The following is a 22,619-nucleotide window of genomic DNA, read 5'->3' on the forward strand; positions in this document are numbered from 1 at the left end:
GGTCTGGCCCTTTATCGTGGTTTGAGCCCCGTTTTGCGCGGCAACGGTCATCAGGAGGCGATGGCAGCAACCAACAGGAGGGCGGTTGGGCCACAGAGAAGTGAATAGCGCGTATTTGCGCTCGCGATGGCGGGGTTTCTTTTGTAAAATTCCCGTCCCCTTCCCGCTGCGGTTTTTATGTGTATGGCAGAGCAAGTGACGGCGAAAAAAGACGCCAAGACACAACAGCTGAAAGTCCCTCCCCACTCTTTTGAGGCCGAACAGTCCGTACTGGGCGGCCTGATGCTGGACAACGAGGCCTGGGATCGGGTCGCCGAACGGGTGATCGACAAGGATTTCTACAGCCGCCCGCACCGCCTGATCTTCCAGGCCATGACCCGCCTCTCCAACGCGGGCAACCCCATCGACCTCATCACCTTGCAGGAGGAGCTCGAGCGCTCCGAGCAACTGGAAGAGGCCGGTGGCTTCGCCTATCTGGTGGAGATCGCCAAGAACACCCCGAGTGCCGCCAACATCAGCGCCTACGCCGAGATAGTGCGTGAGCGGGCGGTGGTGCGGGAGATGATCTCGGTCGCCAACGAGATAGTCGAAGCGGGTTACGAGCCCCAGGGCCGCACCTCCAACGATCTGCTGGATCTTGCCGAGAGCAAGGTGTTCCAGATCGCCGAACAGCGCACCAGCGCCAACGAGGGCCCCCAGCCGCTCAAGCTCATCCTCGAGCAGACCGTCGACAAGATTGAAGAGCTGTTCAAAACCCCCCACAACGGGGTGACCGGCGTCTCGTCCGGCTACAACGACCTGGACAAGATGACCGCCGGCCTGCAGCGCTCGGATCTGGTCATCGTCGCGGCCCGTCCCTCCATGGGCAAGACCACCTTTGCCATGAACCTGTGCGAGCACGCGGCGCTCACCGCCGACAAGCCGGTGCTGATCTTCTCCCTCGAGATGCCCTCCGAGCAGATCATCATGCGTATGCTCGCCTCGGTGGGGCGCATCGACCAGACCAAGGTGCGGACCGGTCAGCTCGACGACGAGGACTGGGCACGGCTCTCCTCCACCATGGGGCTCCTGCTCGAGAAGGGCAAGATGTATATCGACGACTCCTCCGGCCTGACCCCGACCGAAGTGCGCTCGCGCGCCCGTCGGGTGGCGCGGGACAACGGTGGCATCAGCATGATCATGGTGGACTACCTGCAGCTGATGCGGGTGCCCAGCCTCTCCGACAACCGTACTTTGGAGATCGGTGAAATCTCCCGCTCCCTCAAGGCGTTGGCGAAAGAGCTGCAGTGCCCGGTAGTGGCGCTCTCCCAGCTCAACCGAAGCCTGGAACAGCGCGCCGACAAGCGCCCGGTCAACTCGGATCTGCGGGAATCGGGCTCCATCGAGCAGGATGCGGACTTGATCATGTTCATCTACCGCGACGAGGTCTATCACGACGACAGCCCCGACAAGGGGATCGCCGAGATCATCATCGGCAAACAGCGTAACGGCCCGATAGGAAGAGTGCGGCTTACCTTCCAGGGGCAGTTCTCGCGCTTTGACAACTACGCCGGTCCTGCGTTTGATGATGATTACTGATCATCGTCATCGCGCTCATGAGGGGGAGTGGTGAGAGTCATCTCTGCCAAGCCGCGTAACGGCGCCAATATGCGGCCGGGTGCGGCTTACCTTCCAGGGTCAGTTCTCGCGTTTTGACAACTACGCGGGTCCGGCGTTTGATGATGACTACTGATCATCAGGTGACCCGCTCTGCGTGCGTCACCCTGATGATGGTAAAGAGAGTTCCATAAACAGTTTTCCCGGTTCGACAATTCTGCCGGTCCGGCCTTAGACGATGACATTTGAGGGCTGACACCACCCGGTGCCTGACGCGTTGGCGCGTTATCATGCCCTCGTAAGGGAAAACAGATGAAAGCGGCTATCGCCCAAATCAATACAGCGGCCCTGCGCCACAACCTCGCCGTGGTCAAACGCCACGCCCCCGAATGCAAGATCATCGCCGTGGTCAAGGCCAACGCCTATGGCCACGGCCTGCTGCCGGTCGCCCGCACCCTGGTGGATGCGGACGCCTACGCGGTGGCCCGCATCGAAGAGGCGCTGATGCTGCGCTCCTGCGCCGTGGTCAAGCCCATCGTGCTGCTGGAGGGTTTCTTCAGCGCCGCCGACCTGCCGGTGCTGGCGGCCAACAACCTGCAGACCGCGGTGCACACCTGGGAGCAGCTCGAGGCGCTGGAGCAGGCCGAGCTGCCCGCCCCCGTGGTGGCCTGGCTCAAGCTCGACACCGGCATGCACCGGCTCGGCGTGCGGGCCGACGAGATGCCTGCCTTTATCGAGCGGCTCGGCAAGTGCAAGAACGTGGTGCAGCCGTTCAACATCATGACCCACTTCAGCCGCTCCGATGAGCTGGAGCAGCCCACCACCCGCGAGCAGATCGACCTGTTCAGCCAGCTGACCGCGCCGCTGTTGGGCGAGCGGGCCATGGCCAACTCGGCGGGCATCCTGGCCTGGCCGGATTCCCACTGCGACTGGGTGCGCCCAGGGGTGATCCTCTACGGCGTATCGCCCTTCCCCAATACGGTGGCGGCGGATTACGACCTGCAGCCGGTGATGACCCTCAAGACACAACTGATTGCGGTGCGGGATCACAAGGCGGGCGAGCCGGTGGGCTATGGCGCCAACTGGGTGTCGGATCGCGATACCCGGCTCGGGGTCATCGCCATCGGTTACGGCGACGGTTATCCACGGATGGCCCCCAACGGCACGCCTGTGCTGGTCAATGGCCGCATCGTACCCCTGGTGGGGCGGGTCTCCATGGACATGACCACGGTGGATCTCGGCCCAGGCGCCACCGACAAGGCCGGCGACGAGGCGGTGCTCTGGGGTGAAGGGCTGCCGGTGGAGCGGGTGGCCGACCAGATCGGCACCATCCCCTACGAGCTCATCACCAAGCTCACCTCCCGGGTCTTTATGGAATACGTCTAGCTGCCGTGAGCACCAAACGTGAAAAAGCCCCGCATGCGGGGCTTTTTTTATGATGTTGTTGCGACCTGCAGCTTCTTCTTACTGCCTGTGCATCCGCACGAACTTCTCCATCAGCTGCTCTTCGGTTTCCACGTGAGCGGGATCCCAGATGATGCAGTCGATAGGGCAGACACTGATGCAGGTCGGCTTCTCGTAGTGACCGACGCACTCGGTGCAGCGACTGGGGTCGATCTCGTAGATCTCCTCGCCGAGGCTGATGGCCTGGTTCGGACACTCGGGATCGCACATGTCACAGTTGATGCACTTGTCGGTGATGAGCAGGGACATCTCAGGCGGCCGAGTGGGGCTGACGGGTATCCTCGCGCTCGCCGAGGTTGCGCAGCAGGATGCCGTAGTTAACGTCCACTTCCTTCGGTACCGGCACGTAGACCACGTGGCCGTTGCCCGGCGCGGTGTCGATGAGCTCGCCCTTGCGGTTCTGCATCTGCTCCAGATTGAAGCTGAGGTTGCCCTGCGGGGTCATCAGCTCCAGGCTGTTGCCCACCAGGAACTTGTTCTTCACCTCGACTTCCACCATGTCGCCGTTGCGACCGGTGATCTCGCCGACGAACTGCTGGGTGTCGGAGACAGAGTAGCCGTAGTCGTAGTTCTGGTATTCGCTGTGGTTGTGACGGCGCAGGAAGCCCTCGGTGTAACCGCGGTGGGCCAGGTTCTCGAGGGTGCCCATCAGGCTGCGGTCAAACGGCCGGCCGGCAACCGCATCGTCGATCGCCTTGCGATAGACCTGGGCGGTGCGCGCGCAGTAGTAGAAGGACTTGGTACGGCCTTCGATCTTCAGCGAATGGACGCCCATCCTGGTCAGCCGCTCCACGTGCTCGACGGCGCGCAGATCCTTGGAGTTCATGATGTAGGTGCCGTGCTCGTCCTCGAACGCGCTCATGTACTCGCCCGGACGGTTGGACTCTTCCAGCAGCACCAGTGCATCGGTCGGTTTGCCGGCACCCAGGGTCGGGTCGACTTTCTGCACGGCAATCGGCTCCTGGCGGTGGACGATCTGGCCCACCTCGTCCTCTTTACCCTCGTGCACCTTGTACTCCCAGCGGCAGGAGTTGGTGCAGGTGCCCTGGTTCGGGTCGCGCTTGTTGATGTAGCCGGAGAGCAGGCAGCGGCCGGAGTAGGCCATACACAACGCCCCATGGACAAACACTTCCAGCTCCATCTCCGGCACCTGCATGCGGATCTCTTCGATCTCGTCCAGCGACAGCTCGCGAGAGAGGATGGCACGGGTCAGGCCCATCTGATGCCAGAACTTCACCGTGGCCCAGTTGACCGCGTTGGCCTGCACCGAGAGGTGAATGGGCATGTCCGGGAAGGCTTCACGCATCATCATGATGAGACCGGGGTCGGACATGATCAGCGCATCCGGGTTCATCTCCACCACGGGGCGCATGTCGCGGATGAAGGTCTTGAGCTTGGAGTTGTGGGGCTGGATGTTGGCCACCACGTAGAACTGCTTGCCGAGAGCATGGGCCTCGTTGATGCCGAGCTGCAGGTTCTCGTGATCGAATTCGTTGTTGCGCACCCGCAGGCTGTAGCGGGGCTGGCCGGCATAGACGGCATCGGCGCCATAGGCGTAGGCGTAACGCATGTTCTTGAGGGAACCTGCGGGGGAGAGCAATTCTGGTTTAAACATGTCGGACTCTTATGTCTGATTGCAAATCAGGACGGCGCCACCTGATGGCGTCGTATGGGTTGAGCTGCGCCGGGAGTGGATACTCACACCGCCACCCGGTCACAGCATACCCGGCATCGGCCGGATAAACGGGGTGCGAGATTGTACTCGCCCTCACCGCATCATGCAATTTGGCAGGGAATCATCCCCGGCGCGAGTCGACGGGTAAAATGGGCCGCTCAGGCCCAGCGGGAGAGGGGGGAAGGCATGGCGTAGGCGTAGCCCTGCTGATAGTCACAGCCGAGCCGGTTGGCTGTCTCAATGTGCTGCAGGGTTTCGACCCCTTCGCACACCACCTTCATGCCGAGCCGCTGCAGGTACTCCACCAGACCGGTCAGCATGCGCAAGGCATGACTACTCTTGGTCGCTTGCAGCAGCAGAGAGCGATCCAGCTTGATGATCTCGTAGGGCAGCGCCATCACCCGCTGGAAGTTGCAGGCCTGGGTGCCAAAATCGTCGCAGGCGATGTGGGCACCGTGCTCGCGCAGCACCTCGATCAGCGCCCGATGCGGAGGGTGCAGCGGGGCGTGCTCCAGCACCTCGAACCAGAACTCGATCCCCAGCTTGCGCGCCTGCATCAGCACCAGTAACAACAGGTTCTGATAGGTGGGGCTGCTCAGGGTCGGGTTGAGGTTGATGGAGAGTAGATAGGAGCCCGCCTTTGCCAGGGTCGGCAGATCCCGCATGACGGCTCTGAGCATGACGATGTCCAGATGCAGGGATTGATCCTCACTGAGGGAGAGAAAGTCGATGCCCTGATAACTCAGCTGAGCCGGATCCCAGCGTCTGGCCAGCACCTCATAACCCTTGACCTGATGGTCCCGTCCAATGATCGGCTGATAGAAGGGCACAGCAAGCTCGGCCACCGGGATGCTTGCCATGTCACTCATTGGGTACTCTTCTTGAAATGCAAACACGGCACTCACCTGTTGACGGATATGGCCGTGGATAATATCGGAGGAAGCGCGGAATGTTCTGTAGGAATTCTCTGATAATATGGATGAGCTAGCCGGATGGATATATTTATGTGCCTCGATGAAATATATTTCTTATATAAAATCAATACTTCCTGACGGCATGTAATCATGCAGAAGAGAAGTTAACCGGTTGCTGGCATTAAATGGCAGTGCCTAAATGTCGGCTTGAACAAGCATTTCAACGCTGTATGGCAGGTCAGCATTATTTGGTAAAAATTGGGCACTCAAACTGCTGATGCCAAGCTGTTGGCGAGAGTTGCCATTCATTGGATTATCCGCAGGCCGGCCTGCCTTGGGCGCCACCTGAGCAGAGCAAAGTCGGCAGGGTTTAGGTGGCGTTCCCTCTGGGGTTATCAACCAGGCCGGCAGGGGAGGGGCAAATCGAATGTTTATGAGAAACAGACTTGGTGACTGACCAAAAATATTGATGGCGAGTTTTCGATGTATTTTATCAAGGTTATTTTCATTGATTCATAGCTTGGCGGGATATTTCGCAGGGGTCATGATGAGTGGGGGTGATGATGGTTGGAATTAAAGAAATGTACTGCCTGGTTGAGAAAATATATTCAGCCGCATGGCCAGCTATAGTGAGTAGCTTGTAGCAAAAGTCTTGGACAGAATTATTTAAAATAAATACCGATATTGAGTTCATTTCTGCATGTAACGGTATCGCGGGCGCTGACTATCAGCGGGCAACGGCCTCAAGCGGCAGCAATGAGGTTTTGCGCTGTTCTGGCTCTATGGCCTGTGCCAGCCAGTCCCAGTCGAGCAGGGGGGTGTCGGCTTTGAAACGCTGATAGGCGAGGCCCTTGTCGACCGTCAGGAACAGGGTGGTCGGCAAGCCGATGCGGTTGATATAACGCACCATCACCTCACCCCGGTAGCTGGTCAGCCGTTGCTGCAACTGCTGCAGGTTCAATCCTTTCGCCTGCCCTGCTTCATCCCAGATCTCAAACATGGTCATGTCCTTGAACGATATGGCAATACTGTTTCCAAAAGCGGGCCCAAAGGCAATTGTCAGATCTGACAGTGTCAAATGAATAGATGCGTGAAAAGCGAAAACCCGGCACTAGGCCGGGTTTTCTTGAATGATGGTGGAGGGAGAAGGATTCGAACCTTCGAAGGCAGAGCCGTCAGATTTACAGTCTGATCCCTTTGGCCGCTCGGGAACCCCTCCACAGGGGTACTACACAAATTGTTCAGGAAGATGGTGGAGGGAGAAGGATTCGAACCTTCGAAGGCAGAGCCGTCAGATTTACAGTCTGATCCCTTTGGCCGCTCGGGAACCCCTCCACGGGGTATTTTCCTGATTGTTGCACTTGAATGGTGGAGGGAGAAGGATTCGAACCTTCGAAGGCAGAGCCGTCAGATTTACAGTCTGATCCCTTTGGCCGCTCGGGAACCCCTCCCCAAGTGCGAGGCGCATACTATCAGATCTTCGCTCTTTGTGAACCCCTTGCGGGCATATCTGGCGGCAAAAAAGTATCATTCGGTCATTTTTTGATATTTGTCGCTCATTTTTCACGCTTATCAACGACTTCGCTGCTGCTGTCTGGCATTGATCACGATGGTGGCGAGGCGAGGTGTCGCACCAGCCGGTTGCCATCAGGCAGCGTTTTATACTGAAAAATTCACCTTATTTTGTAAGTGTGATGGCTGACCGCTTCACTGATGGACATTGCTGCTGCCGCATTTTACTCTCGCCATGTTATTCAACTGTTAACATGGATTGTGGACTTCTCCTATGCAGGCTCTTGATATCGCCGTGTTGCGCGGCCAGTTCCCCGCTCTCAATCAGCTGGTTGAAGGCAAAACCCCCGTTTTTTTTGACGGCCCCGGCGGGGCCCAGGTACCACACGCCGTGCTCACGGCCATGACAGATTACCTCGGCCGCTTCAACGCCAATCTGGGCGGCCCCTTTTTCTCGGCCAGGGCGACCGAGCAGCAGGCCCTGCGGGCCAGGCTGGCGGTGGCTGCCTTGCTGGGGGCGGAGCGGGCTGAAGAGATAGTGTTCGGCGCCAACTTCACCACCCTGACCTTTGCGCTGAGTCGTGCCTTGGCCAGAGAGTGGCAGGCGGGGGACGAGATTATCGTCAGCGCGCTCGATCACTACTCCAACGTCTCCAGCTGGCAGCAAGCGGCAGCGGATCGCGGCGTGGTAGTGCATCAGGCAAGAGTAGATGTGACGACCGGGGGGTTGGACTATGCGCATCTGTTCAGCCTGCTCGGGCCCAAAACCCGGCTGGTGGCGGTAACAGCGGCCTCCAACACCACGGGTACTCTGGTCGATATTCCGCGTATCGCCGATGCGGTGCACGGGGTGGGTGCCCTGCTCTACGTAGATGCGGTGCACTTTGCGCCCCATGAGCGCATCGACGTGCAGGCTTGGGATTGCGACTTCCTCGGTTGCTCCGCCTACAAGTTTTTCGGCCCGCACCTCGGCATCCTCTTCGGCAAGCATCGCCACCTGGCGCATTTCACCCCCTACAAAGTCGAGCCGGCCAAAAATGTGGCGCCCTACAAGTGGGAAACCGGTACCCAGAGCTGGGAGGCGCTGGCCGGAGTAGAAGCGACCGTAGAGTATCTGGCCTCCTTGTCCGGGCTGGACGGCACCGAGCATGAGCTGGAAGCTCGCCTCGATCTGGCGTTTGCCCGCAGCCAGGCCCATGAGCGGCAGCTCAGCGAGCATCTGCTGGCCAGGCTGGCCGAGCGCCCCTGGTTCACCCTGCACGGCATTCAGGGCAGCAAGGGGCGCACTCCTACCTTCGCCCTCACTTCAAGCCGTCATAGTCCCGCCGAGATGGCCGAGTTTCTGGGGCAGCATCAGGTGTGCAGCTGGGCCGGCCACTTCTATGCGCTGGCGCTGGTGGAGCAGCTGGGGGTGAGCGACGGTGTGCTGCGAATAGGTTGCATGCACTACAACACCTCGGCGGAGATTGATCGCCTGTTCGCCCTGCTCGACGACATGCCGCATTGAAACAACACAGCCCGGGTCAGGCCGGGCTGTGTCAGCTCATCTGTCTGCTAGCGGCCCACGATGGCGTGATGGATATCCTGCAGCGGCAGGACATGGCGGGCGGCGCCGAGCTTGATGGCCTCCTTGGGCATGCCGAAGACCACGCAGGAGGCCTCATCCTGGGCAAAGGTATTGGCGCCTGCCTCCAGCATCTCGCGCAGCCCGCGCGCACCGTCATCCCCCATTCCGGTCATGATGATGCCGGTGGCATTGCTGCCGGCAAACTTGGCCACCGAGCGAAACAGCACGTCCACCGAAGGACGGTGGCGGTTGATGAGGGGGCCGTCCATCACGTCGACGTGATAGTAGGCGCCGCTGCGCTTGAGCAGCATGTGCTTGCCGCCGGGGGCGATGAGCGCGAGCCCGGGGATCACCCGATCGTTGCTTCTGGCCTCCCGTACCTCTATCTGGCACAGGTTGTTGAGCCGCTCGGCAAAGGAGGCGGTGAACTTCTCCGGCATGTGCTGCACGATGACGATGCCGGGGCAGACCCGGGGCAGGGTAGTCAGCACGGCCTCCAGTGCCTGGGTGCCGCCGGTGGAGGTGCCGATCGCCACGATCCGCTCCGTGGTCTGGGCCATGGCATGCTGGCTGGCCGGCGCCATGATGGCGTCGGCATTGAGCTTGGGGGCGACCGTGGTGGACTGGGTTCTGGCTTGGCGTCTGACATTGGCCTGGGCGGCAGCGCGCACCGCCATGGCCAGCTCTTGTGCCGACTCTTGCAGGAAGCTTTTCAGACCGACCGTGGGCTTGGTGATGATGTCGACGGCGCCGGCGGCCATCGCCTGCAGCGTGGTTTCCGCCCCCTTCTCGGTCAGGGAGGAGCAGATCACCACTGGGGTGGGGTGCTCGGCCATGATCTTGGTGAGGAAGGTGATGCCATCCATGCGTGGCATCTCCACGTCCAGCACGATCACGTCTGGCCACTCCTTCTTCAGTTTCTCTTGTGCAAACAGCGGGTCGGAGGCGGTGGCAATCACCTTGATATCGGGCTCCTGCTCGAGAATGGCCTGCAACACCTGCCTCACCACGGCGGAATCATCCACCAGCATGACTCTTATCTGTTTCATTCCCGTCCCCTTAGCGGTGTGGCAAGCGATGATGACGTACCCAGACATTGCCGTTGGCCAGCTCGAAAATCAGACTTCTGTGTCCCGCATGGCCAAGATGGTGGGCCTTGATGGTCAGGCCCAGGTGCTGGGTCAGCTGCCAGGCCGCCTTGATGTTCTTGATGGCCACATTCATGGTGTTGAGCGTTTGCTGTTCTATAAACATGTTGCCGCCGCCAAACAGCTTGACCTCGTATTCGTGGATGGGGGCGGGGTGCTTGCCTATTTCGTGGATAAACAGCTGGATTGCCTCATCGGCATAACGACCGTCCAGACCCGGTGCGCTGTGGCCGCGGCTGGGCAGCATGTAATGGCACATGCCACCTCGCTTCTGCTCCGGATGCCACATGGTAATGGCCACGCAGGAGCCAAGATGGGTGCGGATGATGGCGTCATCCTGCCCAAAGAAGAACTCGCCCGGTTGCAGCATGACCTCTTTCATACTGAAAAAACTCAAGGTTTCAAATAGATGGAAGGGGATACCAGTTGCAGGCCGTGGGGCAGGCCGTTCAGGCTCTCGGCGTGACTGACGATGAGGTAGCCCCCTTTTCTCAGGCGCGGCACCAGTCGCTGCAGCACCTGTCCCTTGGTTTCCCGGTTGAAATAGATCATCACGTTGCGGATCAGGATGACGTCGAACAGCCCGATGTCAGGCAACTCCTGATTCAGGTTGATATGGTAAAACTGCACTTTCTCGCGCAGCTTGCGATCGATGATGAAGGTGCCTTCCTGAAAGCCGACCCCCTTCAGGCAGTACTTCATCAACAATGGCAGCGGGATGTTGTGGGCCCGTTCGATGGGATAGAGCCCCGTTCTCGCCTGTTCCAGCACCCGGGTCGAGATATCCGAGGCGATCACTTCCCAGTTACCCAGCTCCAGATGGTCGGCCAGGGTCATGGCCAGGCTGTAGGGCTCTTCGCCGGAAGAGCTGGCTGCGCTCCAGATCCGAACCATCCGCTCTTTTGGCAACTGGCGCAGCACCTTGTTACCGAGAAATTCGAAGTGTTTGGGTTCGCGAAAAAAGTAGGTCTCGTTGGTGGTGAGCAGATCGAGCGCAATCTGCAGTTCACTGCCGCGGTTGTGCATGATCAGGCTGAAATAGTCGCCATAGCTCTCCAGCTCATAGTAACAGAGCCGTTTTGACAATCGGCTGGCGACCAGGGCCTTCTTTGCCGGCGACAGATCGATCCCCGCCGTCTGGTGGATCCAGCGTTGAAATTGCGCAAATTCATCATCATGCAACTGGGTCTGATACAAGGAAGGACTCCCGAAACAAACGGGGTGCGGGTGAGCTCCACTCACCCGCACCCTGGTTAGAAGCGAACAAAGTCACCGTCATTGTGGGGCCGGGGCAGGTTGCCATTACCCTCTGCTGCACTGTTCTCGAGCATGAAGCGGCCGCGGGGGCCGGTGCGGGTGGCAGCCACCTTCTGGCCGGCATTGAGCTTGTGCCGCTCAAGGGTGAAGAACTCCATCGCCAGTTGCAGCTGTTCGGCCTGGCTGCTCATCTCCTCGGCGGTGGCGGCCAGCTCTTCGCTGCAGGATGCGTTCTGCTGGGTCACCTGGCTCAGCTGGTTCATGGCGATGTTGATCTGGCTGACGCCGGTTGACTGCTCTGCGGAGGCGGCGCTGATCTCCTGCACCAGATCCGAGGTCTTGTTGATGGAGGGCACCATCTGATCGAGCAGGCGTCCCGCTTTCTCCGCCATGTCGACGCTGCTTGAGGCCAGCTCGCCAATCTCCTGGGCCGCTACCTGGCTGCGCTCCGCCAGCTTGCGTACCTCGGCGGCCACCACGGCGAAACCCTTGCCGTGATCGCCTGCCCGGGCCGCCTCGATGGCGGCGTTGAGGGCCAGCAGATTGGTCTGGTAGGCGATGTCATCTATGATGCCGATGCGCTTGGCAATCTGCTTCATGGCATCGACCGTGAGCTTGACCGCCTCGCCGCCTTCTACAGCCTCCTTTGCCGCCTTGCTGGCCATGCCATCGGTGACCTGGGCGTTGTCGGTGTTCTGGTTGATGCTGGCGCTCATCTGCTCGATGGAGGCGCTGGTCTCCTCCATGCTGGAAGCCTGCTCGCTGCTGGACTGGCTGATGGACTGGGCGGTGGCGCTGACCTGCTCGGCGGCGCTGGAGAGGTTGTCGGATGCTCCCAGCACCTCGGTCACTATATTGGTGAGCGAGACGATGGTCTGGTTGAGGGAGTCCTTGGTCGTGCCGAATACGCCGGGGTAATCGGCCTCTATGTGCTGGGTCAGATCCCCGCGTGCCAGTGATTGAACCACCCTGATCACGTCGTTGAGACTGGTGTCGATCACCTCGGCGATACGATTTATCCCCTCCCCAAGGTTCTGGAAGAAGCCGCTCTTGCCGGTGAGATCCATGCGGCGATGCAGTTCGCCATTGATGACGGACTGGACGATTTCCGACATCTCCCGTTCGATGGCGACCTCCTTGGTGCGATCCGACCACTCGACCACGGAGCCCAGCCGCTCGCCATCGTCGCCGAATACCGGGTTGGCGATGAGGGCGAAAGTGCGTCCCCCCAGCATGATCTGGGTACGGTAGGTGTTGTTCAGCTTGGCCAGCATGCTGCGTTGATGGCCCGGATTCTTGTGAAAGCTGTCGATGTTGGCGCCCATCAGGTTGGCCGAGCTGAAGTGGTGCAGCTCCTTGCGGATGTCGGTTTCGGCCTGGCCCAGCATTTCCCTGACCGCTTCGTTCATGTAGATGATGTTGAGATCAGTATCGGCGATCATCACGTTGGTGCTGGCCCCGTCGAGCGCCTTCTTGACTCGCAGACTTTCGGCGGCCGCCTGCTTGGCGGCGGCATTGGCAGCTTTCACGTCATTCTCGATGGCGATCTCCTTGGTGCGGTCGGCCCACTCCACCACGGAGCCGAGCCGCTCGCCACCGTCATTGAAAACGGGGTTGGCGATCAGGGAGAAGGTGCGGCCTCCGACCGTGATCTGGGTGCGGTAGGTCTTGTCCAGCTTGGCCAGCATGTTGCGCTGGTGGGAGGGCTCCTTGTGGAAAGTATCGATGTTCTTGCCCATCAGGTGCCTGACGTCGAAGCTCGGCAGATCCTTGCGAATATCCGACTCTGCCAGTCCCAGCATGGCCAGCACGGCTTCATTCATGTAGACGATGTTCAAATTGGTATCGGCGATCATCACATTGGTCGAGGCACCATCCAGCGCCTTGCGCACACGCAGATTTTCTTCGTAGAGCGACTGATTGGTCTCGCGAGCGGCGAGCGCACTGCCAAGGCGATCTCCCAGCAGCCCCAGTACGGCATTGAACTCCTGGCAGAGCTCCTTGAGAGGGCCGGTGAGCGTGTCCAGCTCTAGCTGGGCGGACTGTTTACCTTGCTGGATCCCCTGAGCCAGGGTGCGGGTTGCACCAGTCAACTGGCGCAGTTGTTCCTGCAGCAAGGCATGAGCATTGCCGTTGCCAAACAGATTGCCAAAGAGTGATTGAGTCATGGGCCTTATCCTTGTGCGACATGTCATTGCTGTGTGGTGGAGCGAAACGCTGATTTATGTTGTTGTCATGGCGTTTGTGGTTTTTGTTCCAGCAGCCGTTCCTGCTGCTGGGTCAGCTCGCTGAGCTGGGCCATTTCGTCGATGGAGAGCACCTTCTCGGTATTGATGAGAATGACGAACTTGCCGTTGACCTTACCCATGCCACTGATGAAGTCGGCCCGGATGCGGGCCCCGAAGCTTGGTGGCGGCTCAATCTCGTTGCAGGGGATGGTCAGCACCTCGGAGACGGAGTCCACCACCACGCCAATGTCCTGATTGCCGTGTTCCGGGTCGTCCGGGTGCACGTTCTCGATGATCACGATGCAGCTGCGGCGAGTGATGCTGGAGGGGGCATTGCCAAAACGGGCGTTGAGATCCACCACAGAGACGACGGCGCCCCTCAGGTTGATCACACCCCGGATAAAACTCGGCATCATGGGGATGGGGGTGATGTTGCCGTATTCGATGATCTCTTTGACCCCGAGAATGTTGATGGCAAACATCTCGCCGTTGATGAGAAAAGTCAGGTACTGGGCATCACCCTGATTGTCATGTACCAGCGTGCCAGGCTGGGCGACCACTTCGGTAGACATGCTCATGAGGCTCTCCGGTTAAAAGCGGACAAAATCGGTTTCGTCAACCTGCGGTTGCGCAGCCGCATTGCCATGCAACGGGGGCTGGGCCGGCATTACAAACTTGCCTCTGGGAGGCACCCCCTTGTGCAGGTTTTCGACCTGTCTGGGTGAGCGGCCGCTGCCTTGCAGGGAGAAAAAGTCCATGGTCTGCTGCAGCTCGTTGGCCTGGGAGCTCATCTCCTCCGCGGTGGCGGCCAGCTCCTCGCTGCTGGCAGCATTTTGCTGGGTCACCTGATTGAGCTGGCTCATGGCCAGGCTTATCTGGTTGGCGGCGCTGGCCTGTTCCCCGGAGGCGGCGTTGATCTCCTGCACCAGATCCGAGGTCTTGCGAATGGAGGGCACTATCTTGTCGAGCAGACTGCCCGCCTTCTCGGCGGTATCGACGCTGCTTGACGAGAGTTCGCCTATCTCCTGCGCCGCGATCTGGCTGCGCTCGGCCAGCTTGCGGACCTCGGCGGCGACCACAGCAAAGCCTTTGCCATGTTCACCGGCCCTGGCCGCCTCAATGGCTGCATTGAGCGCCAGCAGATTGGTCTGGTAGGCAATGTCGTCGATGATGCTAACCTTGCGGGCGATCTGCTGCATCGCGGCAACCGTCTGTTGTACCGAACGGCCCCCTTCGGTGGCCTCCAGTACGGCGCTGCTCGCCATGTTGTCGGTCACCTTGGCGTTGTCCGTGTTCTGGTTGATGCTGGCGCTCATCTGCTCGATGGAGGCGCTGGTCTCTTCCACGCTGGCCGCTTGCTCACTGGTGGCCTGGCTGAGGGACTGGGCCGTGGTGCTGACCTGATTGGAGGCGTTGGTCAGGTTGTCGGCGGCGTTGCGAACTTCCTCGATGATGGCGGTCAGCGCGGCGATGGTGCTGTTGAGGCCATCCTTGGTCTGACCGAAAATTCCCGGGTAGGGTTGCTCGATCTTCTGGGTGAGGTCACCCTGCGACAGGGCGGTGGCAATGCGCATCACGTCGTTGAGGCTGGTGTCGGTCACGTTGGAGAGACGATTGAGCAGTTCGGAGAGGCGCTTGATGTAACCCTGCCGTCCGTCCAGTTCAATCTTGTAGCTGAAATCCCCCTGTTCGACGGCGGCGGTCACCAGCGTTTCTATGTCGGTAATGAGGGACGTCAGCTTGTTGACCATGTTTTGCATGGCCAGCAACAGCTGACCGGCTTCATCGTGGGCTCCGATGTCGATGGTGACGTCGAGATTGCCATCCGCCAGGTGGTTGGCAACCTGCAGGGCCTGGTTGATGGGGGAGATGATGCTGCGAATGAGGACGATGCCAAACCAGGCTGCAGCCACCATGCCGGCGGCGACCACTGCCATCATGGTAAGCAGCATGACGTCATACCAGGCCTGTGCCTGTTCGTATTCTGATTTGGCAACGTCGAGCTGCAGGCTGACCAGCTCGGTTATCTTGCTACCAATGGGGTCGATGGAGCTATATAGCTTGCCGTCAAACTCATTGAGCGTATCCGCAATGACACCATGCTGATTTGAGAGAAAGGCCTCCAGCCTGGTGATGTCTCGATCCGCGGTATTAAACAGGCTGTTGGCCTCGGCCGACAGCTTCTGTTCGGCTGCGGTCAGCTTGGTGGCCTGATAGTGTTGCCACTCCAGTTTTATCTGCTGCTGGGCATGCTGGATCTGCTGCAACGCCTCCTCGGCGCTGACGAGACCGGCATTGGCCTTGTTGACATTGTCTATGATGGCGACGGCGTAGTTGTCCGAGATGGTTTTGAGCTGCTTGAGCGGCACCACCCGGTCGTTGTAGACCCGTTGCAGCCCCTTGTTGCTGCTATGCATGTTGTAGAGCCCAAGCACTCCTACGCCGAACAGCAGCACACAGAGCAGGCAGAGCAGAATGGTGAGTCGTATCTTGATGGTGGAGTTTTTGAACATGTCAGGCTCCTGATGTTAATTGACTCTTGGTTGGGATTGCAGACGTGGAATGGCGTACTGGCTCAGTTGGCCCAGCTCCTGGTCGATGGCATGCTGGATCAGAGAGGGAATATCCAGAATGAGGGCTACCTCGCCGCCACCCAGAATGGTGGAGCCGCTGATCCCCTGCAGGCGCTGGAACAGCTTGCCGAGCGGCTTGATGACGGTCTGGAACTCCCCCAGCAGCTCGTCGACCACCAGCCCTGACTTCTTGCCGCCATGGCTGACGACCACGATATTTTCCCGGCGGCCACGGGTTCCCTCGACATCGAAGTAGTGCTGCAACCGGACGAATGGCAGCACTTCACCACGCAGATTGATGTAGTTGCGCCCCTGGGTATCGGCCAGCGCGCTCTGGGTCAGCTCCACGCATTCGATCACCATGTCGAGGGGAATGACGTAGTAAGTGGTACTGACGCGCACCAGAAAACCATCGATGATGGCCAGAGTCAGCGGCAGCCGGATCTGTACCCGGGTGCCGAGGCCGGGCTTGCTGTCCAGCTCGACACTGCCACGCAGGGCCTGGATATTGCGTTTGACCACATCCATGCCCACCCCGCGTCCGGAGAGATTGGTGATGGCCTCCGCGGTGGAGAAGCCGGGCTCGAAGATGAGCTGGTAGATCTCCTGATCCGACAGGGTGGCATTGGCTGCTGCCAGCCCCCGCTCCTGCGCTTTTTGCAGGATCCTGGCTTTGTTGAGGCCGGCGCCATCGTCCTGGATCTCGATGACAATGCTGCCGGAGTCGTGATAGGCGTTGAGGGTCAGGGTGCCCCGTGCCGGCTTGCCGGCCGCCAGCCGTTTCTCGGCCGCTTCTATGCCGTGATCCATGGCATTGCGCACCAGATGCATCAAGGGATCGCCGATCTTCTCCACCACCGATTTGTCCAGCTCGGTGTCGCCGCCGGTGATCACCAGCGCTATGTCCTTGTTCAGCTCGTGGCTGACATCCCGCACCACCCGCTGGAAGCGGTTGAAGGTATCGCCGATGGGCACCATGCGCAGGCGCAGGGCACCATCACGGATCTCCTCGACCAGCATGGCAATGGTGGAATTGGCCTCCTGCAGCTGGCTGTCCCGTGAACGCTGGGCCAGCAGGTTGGCGCCGGAGCTGGCCACGACCAGTTCTCCCACCAGATTGATCAACTCATCCAGCTTGTCGGCGTGGACCCGGACATAACGCCCTTCCTTGTTCTTGTTCTCCTTGCTCTGATTCTGTTTCTTGAGCGCGGCGTCCACCACTATTTCATTGACGGCACCCTGGGCTATCAGGATCTCCCCCAGCTTGTTGGTGTCGGCCTGCGGCTGCTCATGTTGGGCTTGCAGGCCGAGCGTAAGCTCGCTGGCCGTCAGTGCGCCTGTTTTGACCAGCAGTTGCCCCAGCATCTCGTTGTCTTCCGGCAGGGCGTTGATGAGCGCTATGTACTCGGCGATCTTGCTGTGGGGCGGCAAGATGCTGATGAGACAGTCATCTCGCACGAATTCGAACACATCGCTCAGGGCACTCTTGTCGGCCTGGGAGTCCAGATCGATCTCGTAGCCGAGGTAGCAGCTCTCCGGATCGAACTGTTCCCACTCCGGCAGGGCATGGTGAATGGTCTCGATGGCGCAGAGGGTGCCCATGGTACCGAGGTAGCGCAGGAAAGAGGTGGGATCCATGCCGTTGCGCAGCACGTCAAGACCAAAGCGCAGGGAGATGTGCCACAGGGAGGTAGCGCTGACGTGACCCTCCTCCTTGCTGACCGGATCGGCATCGGCAGGCTGGGCCCGCTCCGGCAGCGTGGTCTGGTTGCCGCTTTGGTGACGGGCCAGATTGCGCCGCAGCAACTCATCCTGAGCCTGTTCATCCGCACCAAGGGCTTCCCCCTGTTCAGCTACCAGGCTGACGAGGCGTTCGATGTGATCCCGACTCTTCAGCAGATCCCTGATGAGCGCTTCACTGATCGCCAACTGCTGGTTGCGCACCTGATCGAGCAGATCCTCGACGATGTGGGTGAAGCTGACGATGGGTTGCAGGCCGAACAGGCCGGCGGAACCTTTGATGGTGTGCGCCGCCCGGAAGATGGCGCCGATGAGCTCGCCATTGTCCGGGTCGTTCTCCAGGGTCAGCAGCGCGGACTCCATCTCCTCCAGCAGCTCGCGCGCCTCGGCGATATAGGTTTGCAGGGCCTGATCAAGATTGATGCTCACGAATGACTCCTTGTCCGTAGAACCGGTCAGGCGTGATCGGCGTGGGGAATGAGGGTGGGATCACCGAAGAAGGCCGCCAGCTGGCACAGCTCAAGGGCATCAAGCACGGCATGGCTGTGCATGACCAAGTGCAGCGGATAGCCTCCCTGCTGCGCCGTCTTCTTGGCCGCCAGCAGCAGCTGCAAACCAGCGCTGTCCATTTCGCTGACCTGGGAGAGGTTCAGTTCCAGCTCCTGCTGGCGATAGAGCAGGGGTGTGAGCGCCTGTTTCAGCTCGGCTGCCGTGTAGATGGTCATCTCGCCCGAGATGGTCACGACACACTTGTGCTCACCCGTTTCGATTTGCAGCGGCATGAACGCCTCCCGGCTCAGGGCATGATGAGCTTGGCCACGGCAGCCAGCATCTGATCCGGCTGGAACGGCTTGACCACCCAGGCCTTGGCTCCCGCGGCCTGCCCCTCCTGCTTCTTGCTATCCTGGGACTCTGTCGTCAGCATGATCACCGGAGTGAACTTGTAGCTGGCCAGCTTCTTGGCCTCCTTGACGAAACTGATGCCGTCCATGTTCGGCATGTTGACGTCACTGATGATGAGGTTGATCTTCTTGCCGTCGAGCTTTTTGAGGGCATCCTTGCCGTCACTGGCCTCCATCACCTCGTAACCGGCTCCCTTGAGCGTCATGCCGACAACCTGGCGTATGGTGGCCGAGTCATCCACGATCAGGACTGTTTTGGGCATATCTCTCTCCTAGAAAAAAGTGACATCAGCATTGCTGGATGGGGTTGCCGCCTGGTGCTGGCGACCATGATGAATGTTGCGTTGTTCATCGGTGGCGTATGAGAGCTCCATGTCCGCCAACCAGCTCTCCGCATCGATCCGGATGGGGCCTGACTGGTGTGTTCTGTTGCGAGACGAGACCAGGTGGTCGTTGAGGCTGTCCATGTTTTGACGCACATGGCTGAGGATTTGACTGACCCTATCTTGGAACTGTAACGAAACGATGACATCGGATATCTCGCGATGGATCCCGCTGCTCTCGCTCTGTAACAGGGCTGCGGATTCTGCCAGGCTGGTGGTGGCCATCCGAAAGCGTTCCAGTACCTGCTCGATGGCGTGTTCGGCGTCGCTGACGGCAACCTGGTCGCGCCCGGCCGCGCTCTCGGCAATCTGGAAGGCGCGGCCGATGCCAGCATTGATGGTGTCAACCTTGTCGGTCATCTTCTGGGCGGTCTCGCTGGAGAGGCGCGACAGGGTGCGCACCTCGTCAGCCACCACGGCGAAACCACGACCAGCCTCACCGGCCCGGGCCGCTTCGATGGCGGCGTTGAGGGCCAGCAGGTTGGTCTGGGAGGCTATCTTGGCCACGTCGAGCGCCATGGTGTTGAGCTCTATGGTGTAGGCGGTGAGCGTCTTGATCTCAGCCAGCATGGCATCGCGGTTGGCCTGAGTGGAGTGCATGATGGTGATGACCTGATTGAGCTGGGCCTGACTCTGGGCCAGCACGGCTGCCATGCCGGCCGACTTCTCCCCCCCCAGATCGCCGGCGGCATTGTGGGAGGCGGCGACCGCCTCTTCCAGTTTGGTGGTCAGGCCGGCGAAGCGCTGGGTGAGGTCGATCATGGCTCCTTCGGTTTGCTGGCGAGAGTTTTCAATTTGTTGCGACCAGATAGGCACCGCTTTTTCACATACCTGCTCGAGCCCGATGATGGAGTGGTTGAGTCCGTTATCGGCAAATGGATGGGTCTGCTTCGCCTCACTCTCTTTGTCGGCGGGTTTGGCGTGGTAGTGGCGGGCGCTCCAGAGGGTGGCGGCCAGTGCAGCCGCCAGGTTGGCCAGCAGATAAGGGAGGGGGCTGCCCGCGAGCAGCAACAGCAGGGAGCTGAACAGGCCCAGGCCAAGGCCGCAAGCCCAGCTGACCGGCTCCCAGAAGGCTAAGGTGTGTGCCCGTGTGTTGTCTGTCATACGCAAACTCGCCCCTGCTCTTGAATGTGAAGAGGGTGAGCCGTCATTTCAGTCAGACTGAATGAGCCAAGCGCAACCCGCTAATTATCAATAACTCAGTAAGGTTAGCGCAAAAAAATCGCCTGGTTACAAATTGCTCTTTCTTGATTGGGGTTACTGAGAAAAATGGAATATGGAGGGGACGCTTGGCAGCTTGCAGCCCCTTGCTGGCGGGGAATGGCGTATCTGCACAATAAGGAAGGAGGATAGAACGAAAAAGAGCCTGCATATGACAGGCTCTCGGCGTTGTGCGGGCGGCTTTATGCCTCGTTGGCGTGGGCTTTTTGGCACCCTTCCACGGCATGGGCGATAAGCTCAAGCGCGCTCTTGTCGCACGGCGGCAGTTCGGCCTCGCACGCCTTGATGGGTGTCACGCGATCGCCCCACTTGATGATGGCGGCGCCCCAGGTCAGGCCGGCACCGAAGGCGGCAGTCAGCAGATAGCTGTTCGGCTGGACGCGGCCCTGCTCCAGTGCCTCGCACAGGGCGATGGGCACGGTGGCGGCGGAGGTGTTGCCGTAGTGCTCGATGTTGACCATCACCTTCTCCATCGGCGCGTTCATGCGCTTGGCGAGGGTCTCGATGATGCGGATGTTGGCCTGGTGCGGCACGATCAGATCGATTTGCTCCGGTGCGATACCGGCCTGCGCCAGTACCGTGTTGGTGGCTTCGCCCATGCCGCGTACGGCCCGCTTGAAGATCTCCTGGCCTTCGAAGTTGAAGGTGAAGAGGCCGTCGATGTCGGCAAAACGCACCCGGTCGGTGCCGAAGTTCGGCACGTGCAGGATCTCGCGCGCCTCGCTGTCACAGCCCAGCTTGTTGGCGATGAGACCGCTCTCCTGCTCGCTCGCCTCGATCACCACGGCGCCGGCACCGTCGCCAAACAGCACGGCGGTATCGCGACGGGCCCAGTCCAGCAGATAGGTGAGTCGCTCGGCGCCGATCACCAGCACCTTCTTCATCATGCCGGTCTGTACCAGCGAGGTGGCGACCGAGAGGGAGTAGACGAAACCGGTGCAGGCGGCGTTGAGGTCGAACACGGCGGCATTGGTGGCGCCCAGCTTCTTCTGCACCGCGGAGGCGGCGCTCGGCAGCAGGTTGTCCGGCGTGGCGGTGGCCAGGATGATGCCGTCGAGGTCGCTGGCTTCCAGCCCGGCGCAGGCCAGCGCACGACGCCCGGCCAGGGTGGCCAGATCGGAGGTGCTGACGTGGGAGATGCGGCGAGCCTTGATGCCGGTGCGCGGGTAGATCCACTCATCCGACGTATCCATGATGGTGCTGAGGTCGTCGTTGGTCAGCACGGAGGGAGGCAGGCATTTGCCCCAGCCTGTGATATTGGCGTATTTCATCTTGTTACCGCTTCTCAAGTGGATCGCCCGCGGGCGGAAAATCGCGCAATTATGCCGCACGGGGCAACCACTGTCATCTTGTGGTCATGGTTATCTGGCTGCAGGGTCACGCCAGGTTGCGGGGGCCGGCGGGAAATTTCGCTTAAACCACGAGGCTTGGCTGCCCTAAGATAGGGCTTTCGCCACTGGATGGAACCTCCCCTTGCACAAAGCCAATCTCAACCTGCTGCCTACCCTCAAGGTGCTGCTGGAGACTCGCAATATCAGCCGCGCCGCCGAGCTGCTGCACCTGAGTCAGCCCTCCATCAGCAAGCAGCTTGGCCAGCTGCGCAGCGAGTTTGGCGACGAGCTGCTGGTGCGGGAGGGGCAGCGCTGGCTGCTGACGCCACGGGCCGAGGCGCTGGCCGCCCAGCTGGCGGATTCCCTCGGTGCGCTGGAGCGACTCTACGAGGCTCCCGGTTTTGACCCGAGCCGCTGCGAGCGGGTGTTCCGGCTCGCCTCTTCCGATTACGTGGCCCAGCACATCCTGCCGGACATCTGCGCGGCGCTGGCCAGGGAGGCGCCCCTGGCGGCGCTGGAGTACAGCCTGTGGGACAAACGCCTGCTGCCGCAGCTGTGGCAATCCGAGCTGGACATTGTCTCCACCATCACCGAGCTGGTGCCGGATCAGATCCGCGGCCTGCATCAGGGGGAAGACCGGCTGGTGGTGTTGATGGGCAGCCACCATCCGTTGGCGGGGCGCTCGCTGAGCCTGGATGACTACCTCGCCTGGCCCCATTTGCAGGTGAGCGGCGGGGGTGACAAGGACAGCCCGGTGGAACAGGTGCTGGCACCGCAGGGGCTGAGTCGGCGCTGGTTTGCCCGGGTACCTTTTTTTCAGGCGGCGGTAGAGGTGTTGCTGCGCACCGACTGCCTGTTGACCACCCCGGCTCACATCGCCTGGCAGCTCTCCTGCGAGCACGCCCTGCACTTTTGTGATCTGCCGTTTGTCAGCCGCACCCAGCAGTATCATCTGCTGTGGCACCAGCGCCACCATCAGGATCCGGCCCACAAGTGGTTTCGCGAACTGGCCTATCCCTTCCTGCGCGAGCACCTGCAGCGCACGGTGGCGGCGAGCCGCAAGGTGTTGAACCCGCCCCGCTAGCAACAGACGCTTGTGTTGGCCTAT

19 protein-coding genes and 3 tRNA genes are annotated in these 22,619 nt (G+C 60.4%); 4 read left to right on the top strand and 18 right to left on the bottom strand.

Features of this window, described 5'->3' with window-relative positions; all coding sequences use genetic code 11:
* Nucleotides 1-183 precede the first annotated feature (183 nt).
* Both dnaB and alr read left to right on the top strand, forming a co-directional pair.
* On the top strand, nt 184-1,578 hold the full coding sequence (dnaB, locus tag I6L38_RS02220) for a replicative DNA helicase (RefSeq protein WP_010673258.1): 1,395 nt from the start codon (nt 184-186) through the stop codon (nt 1,576-1,578).
* Between the two features lie 330 nt (nt 1,579-1,908).
* Nucleotides 1,909-2,982 carry an alanine racemase gene (gene alr, locus I6L38_RS02225; protein ID WP_025202148.1) on the top strand — a complete coding sequence of 358 codons (1,074 nt, stop codon included), beginning with the start codon at nt 1,909-1,911 and terminating at the stop codon, nt 2,980-2,982.
* A gap of 78 nt (nt 2,983-3,060) precedes the next feature.
* On the opposite strand, the gene I6L38_RS02230 is transcribed toward alr, so the two are convergent.
* From I6L38_RS02230 to I6L38_RS02260, 7 genes are all read right to left on the bottom strand, one after another.
* A complete protein-coding gene (locus I6L38_RS02230; protein WP_005303946.1) occupies nt 3,061-3,309 on the bottom strand; it encodes a YfhL family 4Fe-4S dicluster ferredoxin in 249 nt (82 codons plus the stop codon).
* 1 nt (nt 3,310) lies between these two features.
* Nucleotides 3,311-4,675, bottom strand: a complete 1,365-nt coding sequence (yegQ, locus tag I6L38_RS02235) for a tRNA 5-hydroxyuridine modification protein YegQ (protein WP_005303943.1) — start codon at nt 4,673-4,675, stop codon at nt 3,311-3,313.
* A gap of 218 nt (nt 4,676-4,893) precedes the next feature.
* Nucleotides 4,894-5,631 carry an EAL domain-containing protein gene (locus I6L38_RS02240; RefSeq protein ID WP_043171047.1) on the bottom strand — a complete coding sequence of 246 codons (738 nt, stop codon included), beginning with the start codon at nt 5,629-5,631 and terminating at the stop codon, nt 4,894-4,896.
* Nucleotides 5,632-6,376: 745 nt separating this feature from the next.
* Nucleotides 6,377-6,649: a hypothetical protein gene (locus tag I6L38_RS02245; protein WP_017787730.1), complete on the bottom strand. Its 273-nt coding sequence runs from the start codon at nt 6,647-6,649 to the stop codon at nt 6,377-6,379.
* Between the two features lie 134 nt (nt 6,650-6,783).
* Nucleotides 6,784-6,868, bottom strand: a tRNA-Tyr gene (locus I6L38_RS02250).
* Nucleotides 6,869-6,899: 31 nt separating this feature from the next.
* Nucleotides 6,900-6,984: transfer RNA gene (locus I6L38_RS02255), tRNA-Tyr, on the bottom strand.
* A 31-nt stretch (nt 6,985-7,015) separates the two neighbouring features.
* Nucleotides 7,016-7,100, bottom strand: a tRNA-Tyr gene (locus I6L38_RS02260).
* A 335-nt stretch (nt 7,101-7,435) separates the two neighbouring features.
* Here I6L38_RS02260 and I6L38_RS02265 point away from each other — a divergent pair.
* Nucleotides 7,436-8,668: a cysteine desulfurase-like protein gene (locus I6L38_RS02265; RefSeq protein WP_005303796.1), complete on the top strand. Its 1,233-nt coding sequence runs from the start codon at nt 7,436-7,438 to the stop codon at nt 8,666-8,668.
* A 47-nt stretch (nt 8,669-8,715) separates the two neighbouring features.
* On the opposite strand, the gene I6L38_RS02270 is transcribed toward I6L38_RS02265, so the two are convergent.
* The 11 genes from I6L38_RS02270 to I6L38_RS02320 form a co-directional block, all read right to left on the bottom strand.
* Nucleotides 8,716-9,777 carry a chemotaxis response regulator protein-glutamate methylesterase gene (locus I6L38_RS02270; RefSeq protein ID WP_005303794.1) on the bottom strand — a complete coding sequence of 354 codons (1,062 nt, stop codon included), beginning with the start codon at nt 9,775-9,777 and terminating at the stop codon, nt 8,716-8,718.
* Between the two features lie 10 nt (nt 9,778-9,787).
* Nucleotides 9,788-10,258, bottom strand: a complete 471-nt coding sequence (cheD, locus tag I6L38_RS02275) for a chemoreceptor glutamine deamidase CheD (protein ID WP_017779177.1) — start codon at nt 10,256-10,258, stop codon at nt 9,788-9,790.
* A gap of 11 nt (nt 10,259-10,269) precedes the next feature.
* Complete coding sequence (locus I6L38_RS02280) at nt 10,270-11,073, bottom strand: protein-glutamate O-methyltransferase CheR (protein ID WP_017779178.1); 804 nt, start codon at nt 11,071-11,073, stop codon at nt 10,270-10,272.
* 56 nt (nt 11,074-11,129) lie between these two features.
* The gene (locus I6L38_RS02285) at nt 11,130-13,301 is read right to left on the bottom strand and encodes a methyl-accepting chemotaxis protein (RefSeq protein WP_216989113.1); all 2,172 of its coding nucleotides are present in this window, start codon (nt 13,299-13,301) and stop codon (nt 11,130-11,132) included.
* 65 nt (nt 13,302-13,366) lie between these two features.
* On the bottom strand, nt 13,367-13,939 hold the full coding sequence (locus I6L38_RS02290) for a chemotaxis protein CheW (protein WP_017763910.1): 573 nt from the start codon (nt 13,937-13,939) through the stop codon (nt 13,367-13,369).
* Nucleotides 13,940-13,951: 12 nt separating this feature from the next.
* Nucleotides 13,952-15,874, bottom strand: a complete 1,923-nt coding sequence (locus tag I6L38_RS02295) for a methyl-accepting chemotaxis protein (protein ID WP_017782066.1) — start codon at nt 15,872-15,874, stop codon at nt 13,952-13,954.
* Nucleotides 15,875-15,889: 15 nt separating this feature from the next.
* Nucleotides 15,890-18,103, bottom strand: a complete 2,214-nt coding sequence (locus tag I6L38_RS02300) for a chemotaxis protein CheA (protein WP_201883104.1) — start codon at nt 18,101-18,103, stop codon at nt 15,890-15,892.
* A 26-nt stretch (nt 18,104-18,129) separates the two neighbouring features.
* The gene (locus I6L38_RS02305; protein ID WP_017779183.1) at nt 18,130-18,456 is read right to left on the bottom strand and encodes an STAS domain-containing protein; all 327 of its coding nucleotides are present in this window, start codon (nt 18,454-18,456) and stop codon (nt 18,130-18,132) included.
* 14 nt (nt 18,457-18,470) lie between these two features.
* Nucleotides 18,471-18,839 (bottom strand): response regulator, encoded by a 369-nt coding sequence (locus I6L38_RS02310; RefSeq protein WP_005303778.1) that lies wholly within the window; start codon nt 18,837-18,839, stop codon nt 18,471-18,473.
* Between the two features lie 9 nt (nt 18,840-18,848).
* Nucleotides 18,849-20,063 (bottom strand): methyl-accepting chemotaxis protein, encoded by a 1,215-nt coding sequence (locus I6L38_RS02315; protein WP_043171052.1) that lies wholly within the window; start codon nt 20,061-20,063, stop codon nt 18,849-18,851.
* A 299-nt stretch (nt 20,064-20,362) separates the two neighbouring features.
* A complete protein-coding gene (locus I6L38_RS02320; protein ID WP_017763914.1) occupies nt 20,363-21,451 on the bottom strand; it encodes a ketoacyl-ACP synthase III in 1,089 nt (362 codons plus the stop codon).
* A 202-nt stretch (nt 21,452-21,653) separates the two neighbouring features.
* Between I6L38_RS02320 and I6L38_RS02325 the strand changes: the two genes are divergently transcribed.
* Complete coding sequence (locus tag I6L38_RS02325; RefSeq protein WP_216989114.1) at nt 21,654-22,595, top strand: LysR family transcriptional regulator; 942 nt, start codon at nt 21,654-21,656, stop codon at nt 22,593-22,595.
* Nucleotides 22,596-22,619: the final 24 nt, after the last annotated feature.

It is taken from the genome of Aeromonas sp. FDAARGOS 1408, assembly GCF_019048665.1.
Taxonomy (GTDB): Bacteria; Pseudomonadota; Gammaproteobacteria; order Enterobacterales; family Aeromonadaceae; genus Aeromonas; species Aeromonas dhakensis.

What these genes read in the sequence shown, in the direction of transcription:
- yegQ (WP_005303943.1), bottom strand. Translation starts at nt 4,675, where the DNA reads ATGTTTAAACCAGAATTGCTCTCCCCCGCAGGTTCCCTCAAGAACATG.
- I6L38_RS02285 (WP_216989113.1), bottom strand. Translation starts at nt 13,301, where the DNA reads ATGACTCAATCACTCTTTGGCAATCTGTTTGGCAACGGCAATGCTCAT.
- dnaB (WP_010673258.1), top strand. Translation starts at nt 184, where the DNA reads ATGGCAGAGCAAGTGACGGCGAAAAAAGACGCCAAGACACAACAGCTG.
- I6L38_RS02270 (WP_005303794.1), bottom strand. Translation starts at nt 9,777, where the DNA reads ATGAAACAGATAAGAGTCATGCTGGTGGATGATTCCGCCGTGGTGAGG.
- I6L38_RS02320 (WP_017763914.1), bottom strand. Translation starts at nt 21,451, where the DNA reads ATGAAATACGCCAATATCACAGGCTGGGGCAAATGCCTGCCTCCCTCC.
- I6L38_RS02310 (WP_005303778.1), bottom strand. Translation starts at nt 18,839, where the DNA reads ATGCCCAAAACAGTCCTGATCGTGGATGACTCGGCCACCATACGCCAG.
- I6L38_RS02290 (WP_017763910.1), bottom strand. Translation starts at nt 13,939, where the DNA reads ATGAGCATGTCTACCGAAGTGGTCGCCCAGCCTGGCACGCTGGTACAT.
- I6L38_RS02265 (WP_005303796.1), top strand. Translation starts at nt 7,436, where the DNA reads ATGCAGGCTCTTGATATCGCCGTGTTGCGCGGCCAGTTCCCCGCTCTC.
- I6L38_RS02230 (WP_005303946.1), bottom strand. Translation starts at nt 3,309, where the DNA reads ATGTCCCTGCTCATCACCGACAAGTGCATCAACTGTGACATGTGCGAT.
- cheD (WP_017779177.1), bottom strand. Translation starts at nt 10,258, where the DNA reads ATGAAAGAGGTCATGCTGCAACCGGGCGAGTTCTTCTTTGGGCAGGAT.
- I6L38_RS02305 (WP_017779183.1), bottom strand. Translation starts at nt 18,456, where the DNA reads ATGCCGCTGCAAATCGAAACGGGTGAGCACAAGTGTGTCGTGACCATC.
- I6L38_RS02315 (WP_043171052.1), bottom strand. Translation starts at nt 20,063, where the DNA reads ATGACAGACAACACACGGGCACACACCTTAGCCTTCTGGGAGCCGGTC.
- alr (WP_025202148.1), top strand. Translation starts at nt 1,909, where the DNA reads ATGAAAGCGGCTATCGCCCAAATCAATACAGCGGCCCTGCGCCACAAC.
- I6L38_RS02295 (WP_017782066.1), bottom strand. Translation starts at nt 15,874, where the DNA reads ATGTTCAAAAACTCCACCATCAAGATACGACTCACCATTCTGCTCTGC.
- I6L38_RS02245 (WP_017787730.1), bottom strand. Translation starts at nt 6,649, where the DNA reads ATGTTTGAGATCTGGGATGAAGCAGGGCAGGCGAAAGGATTGAACCTG.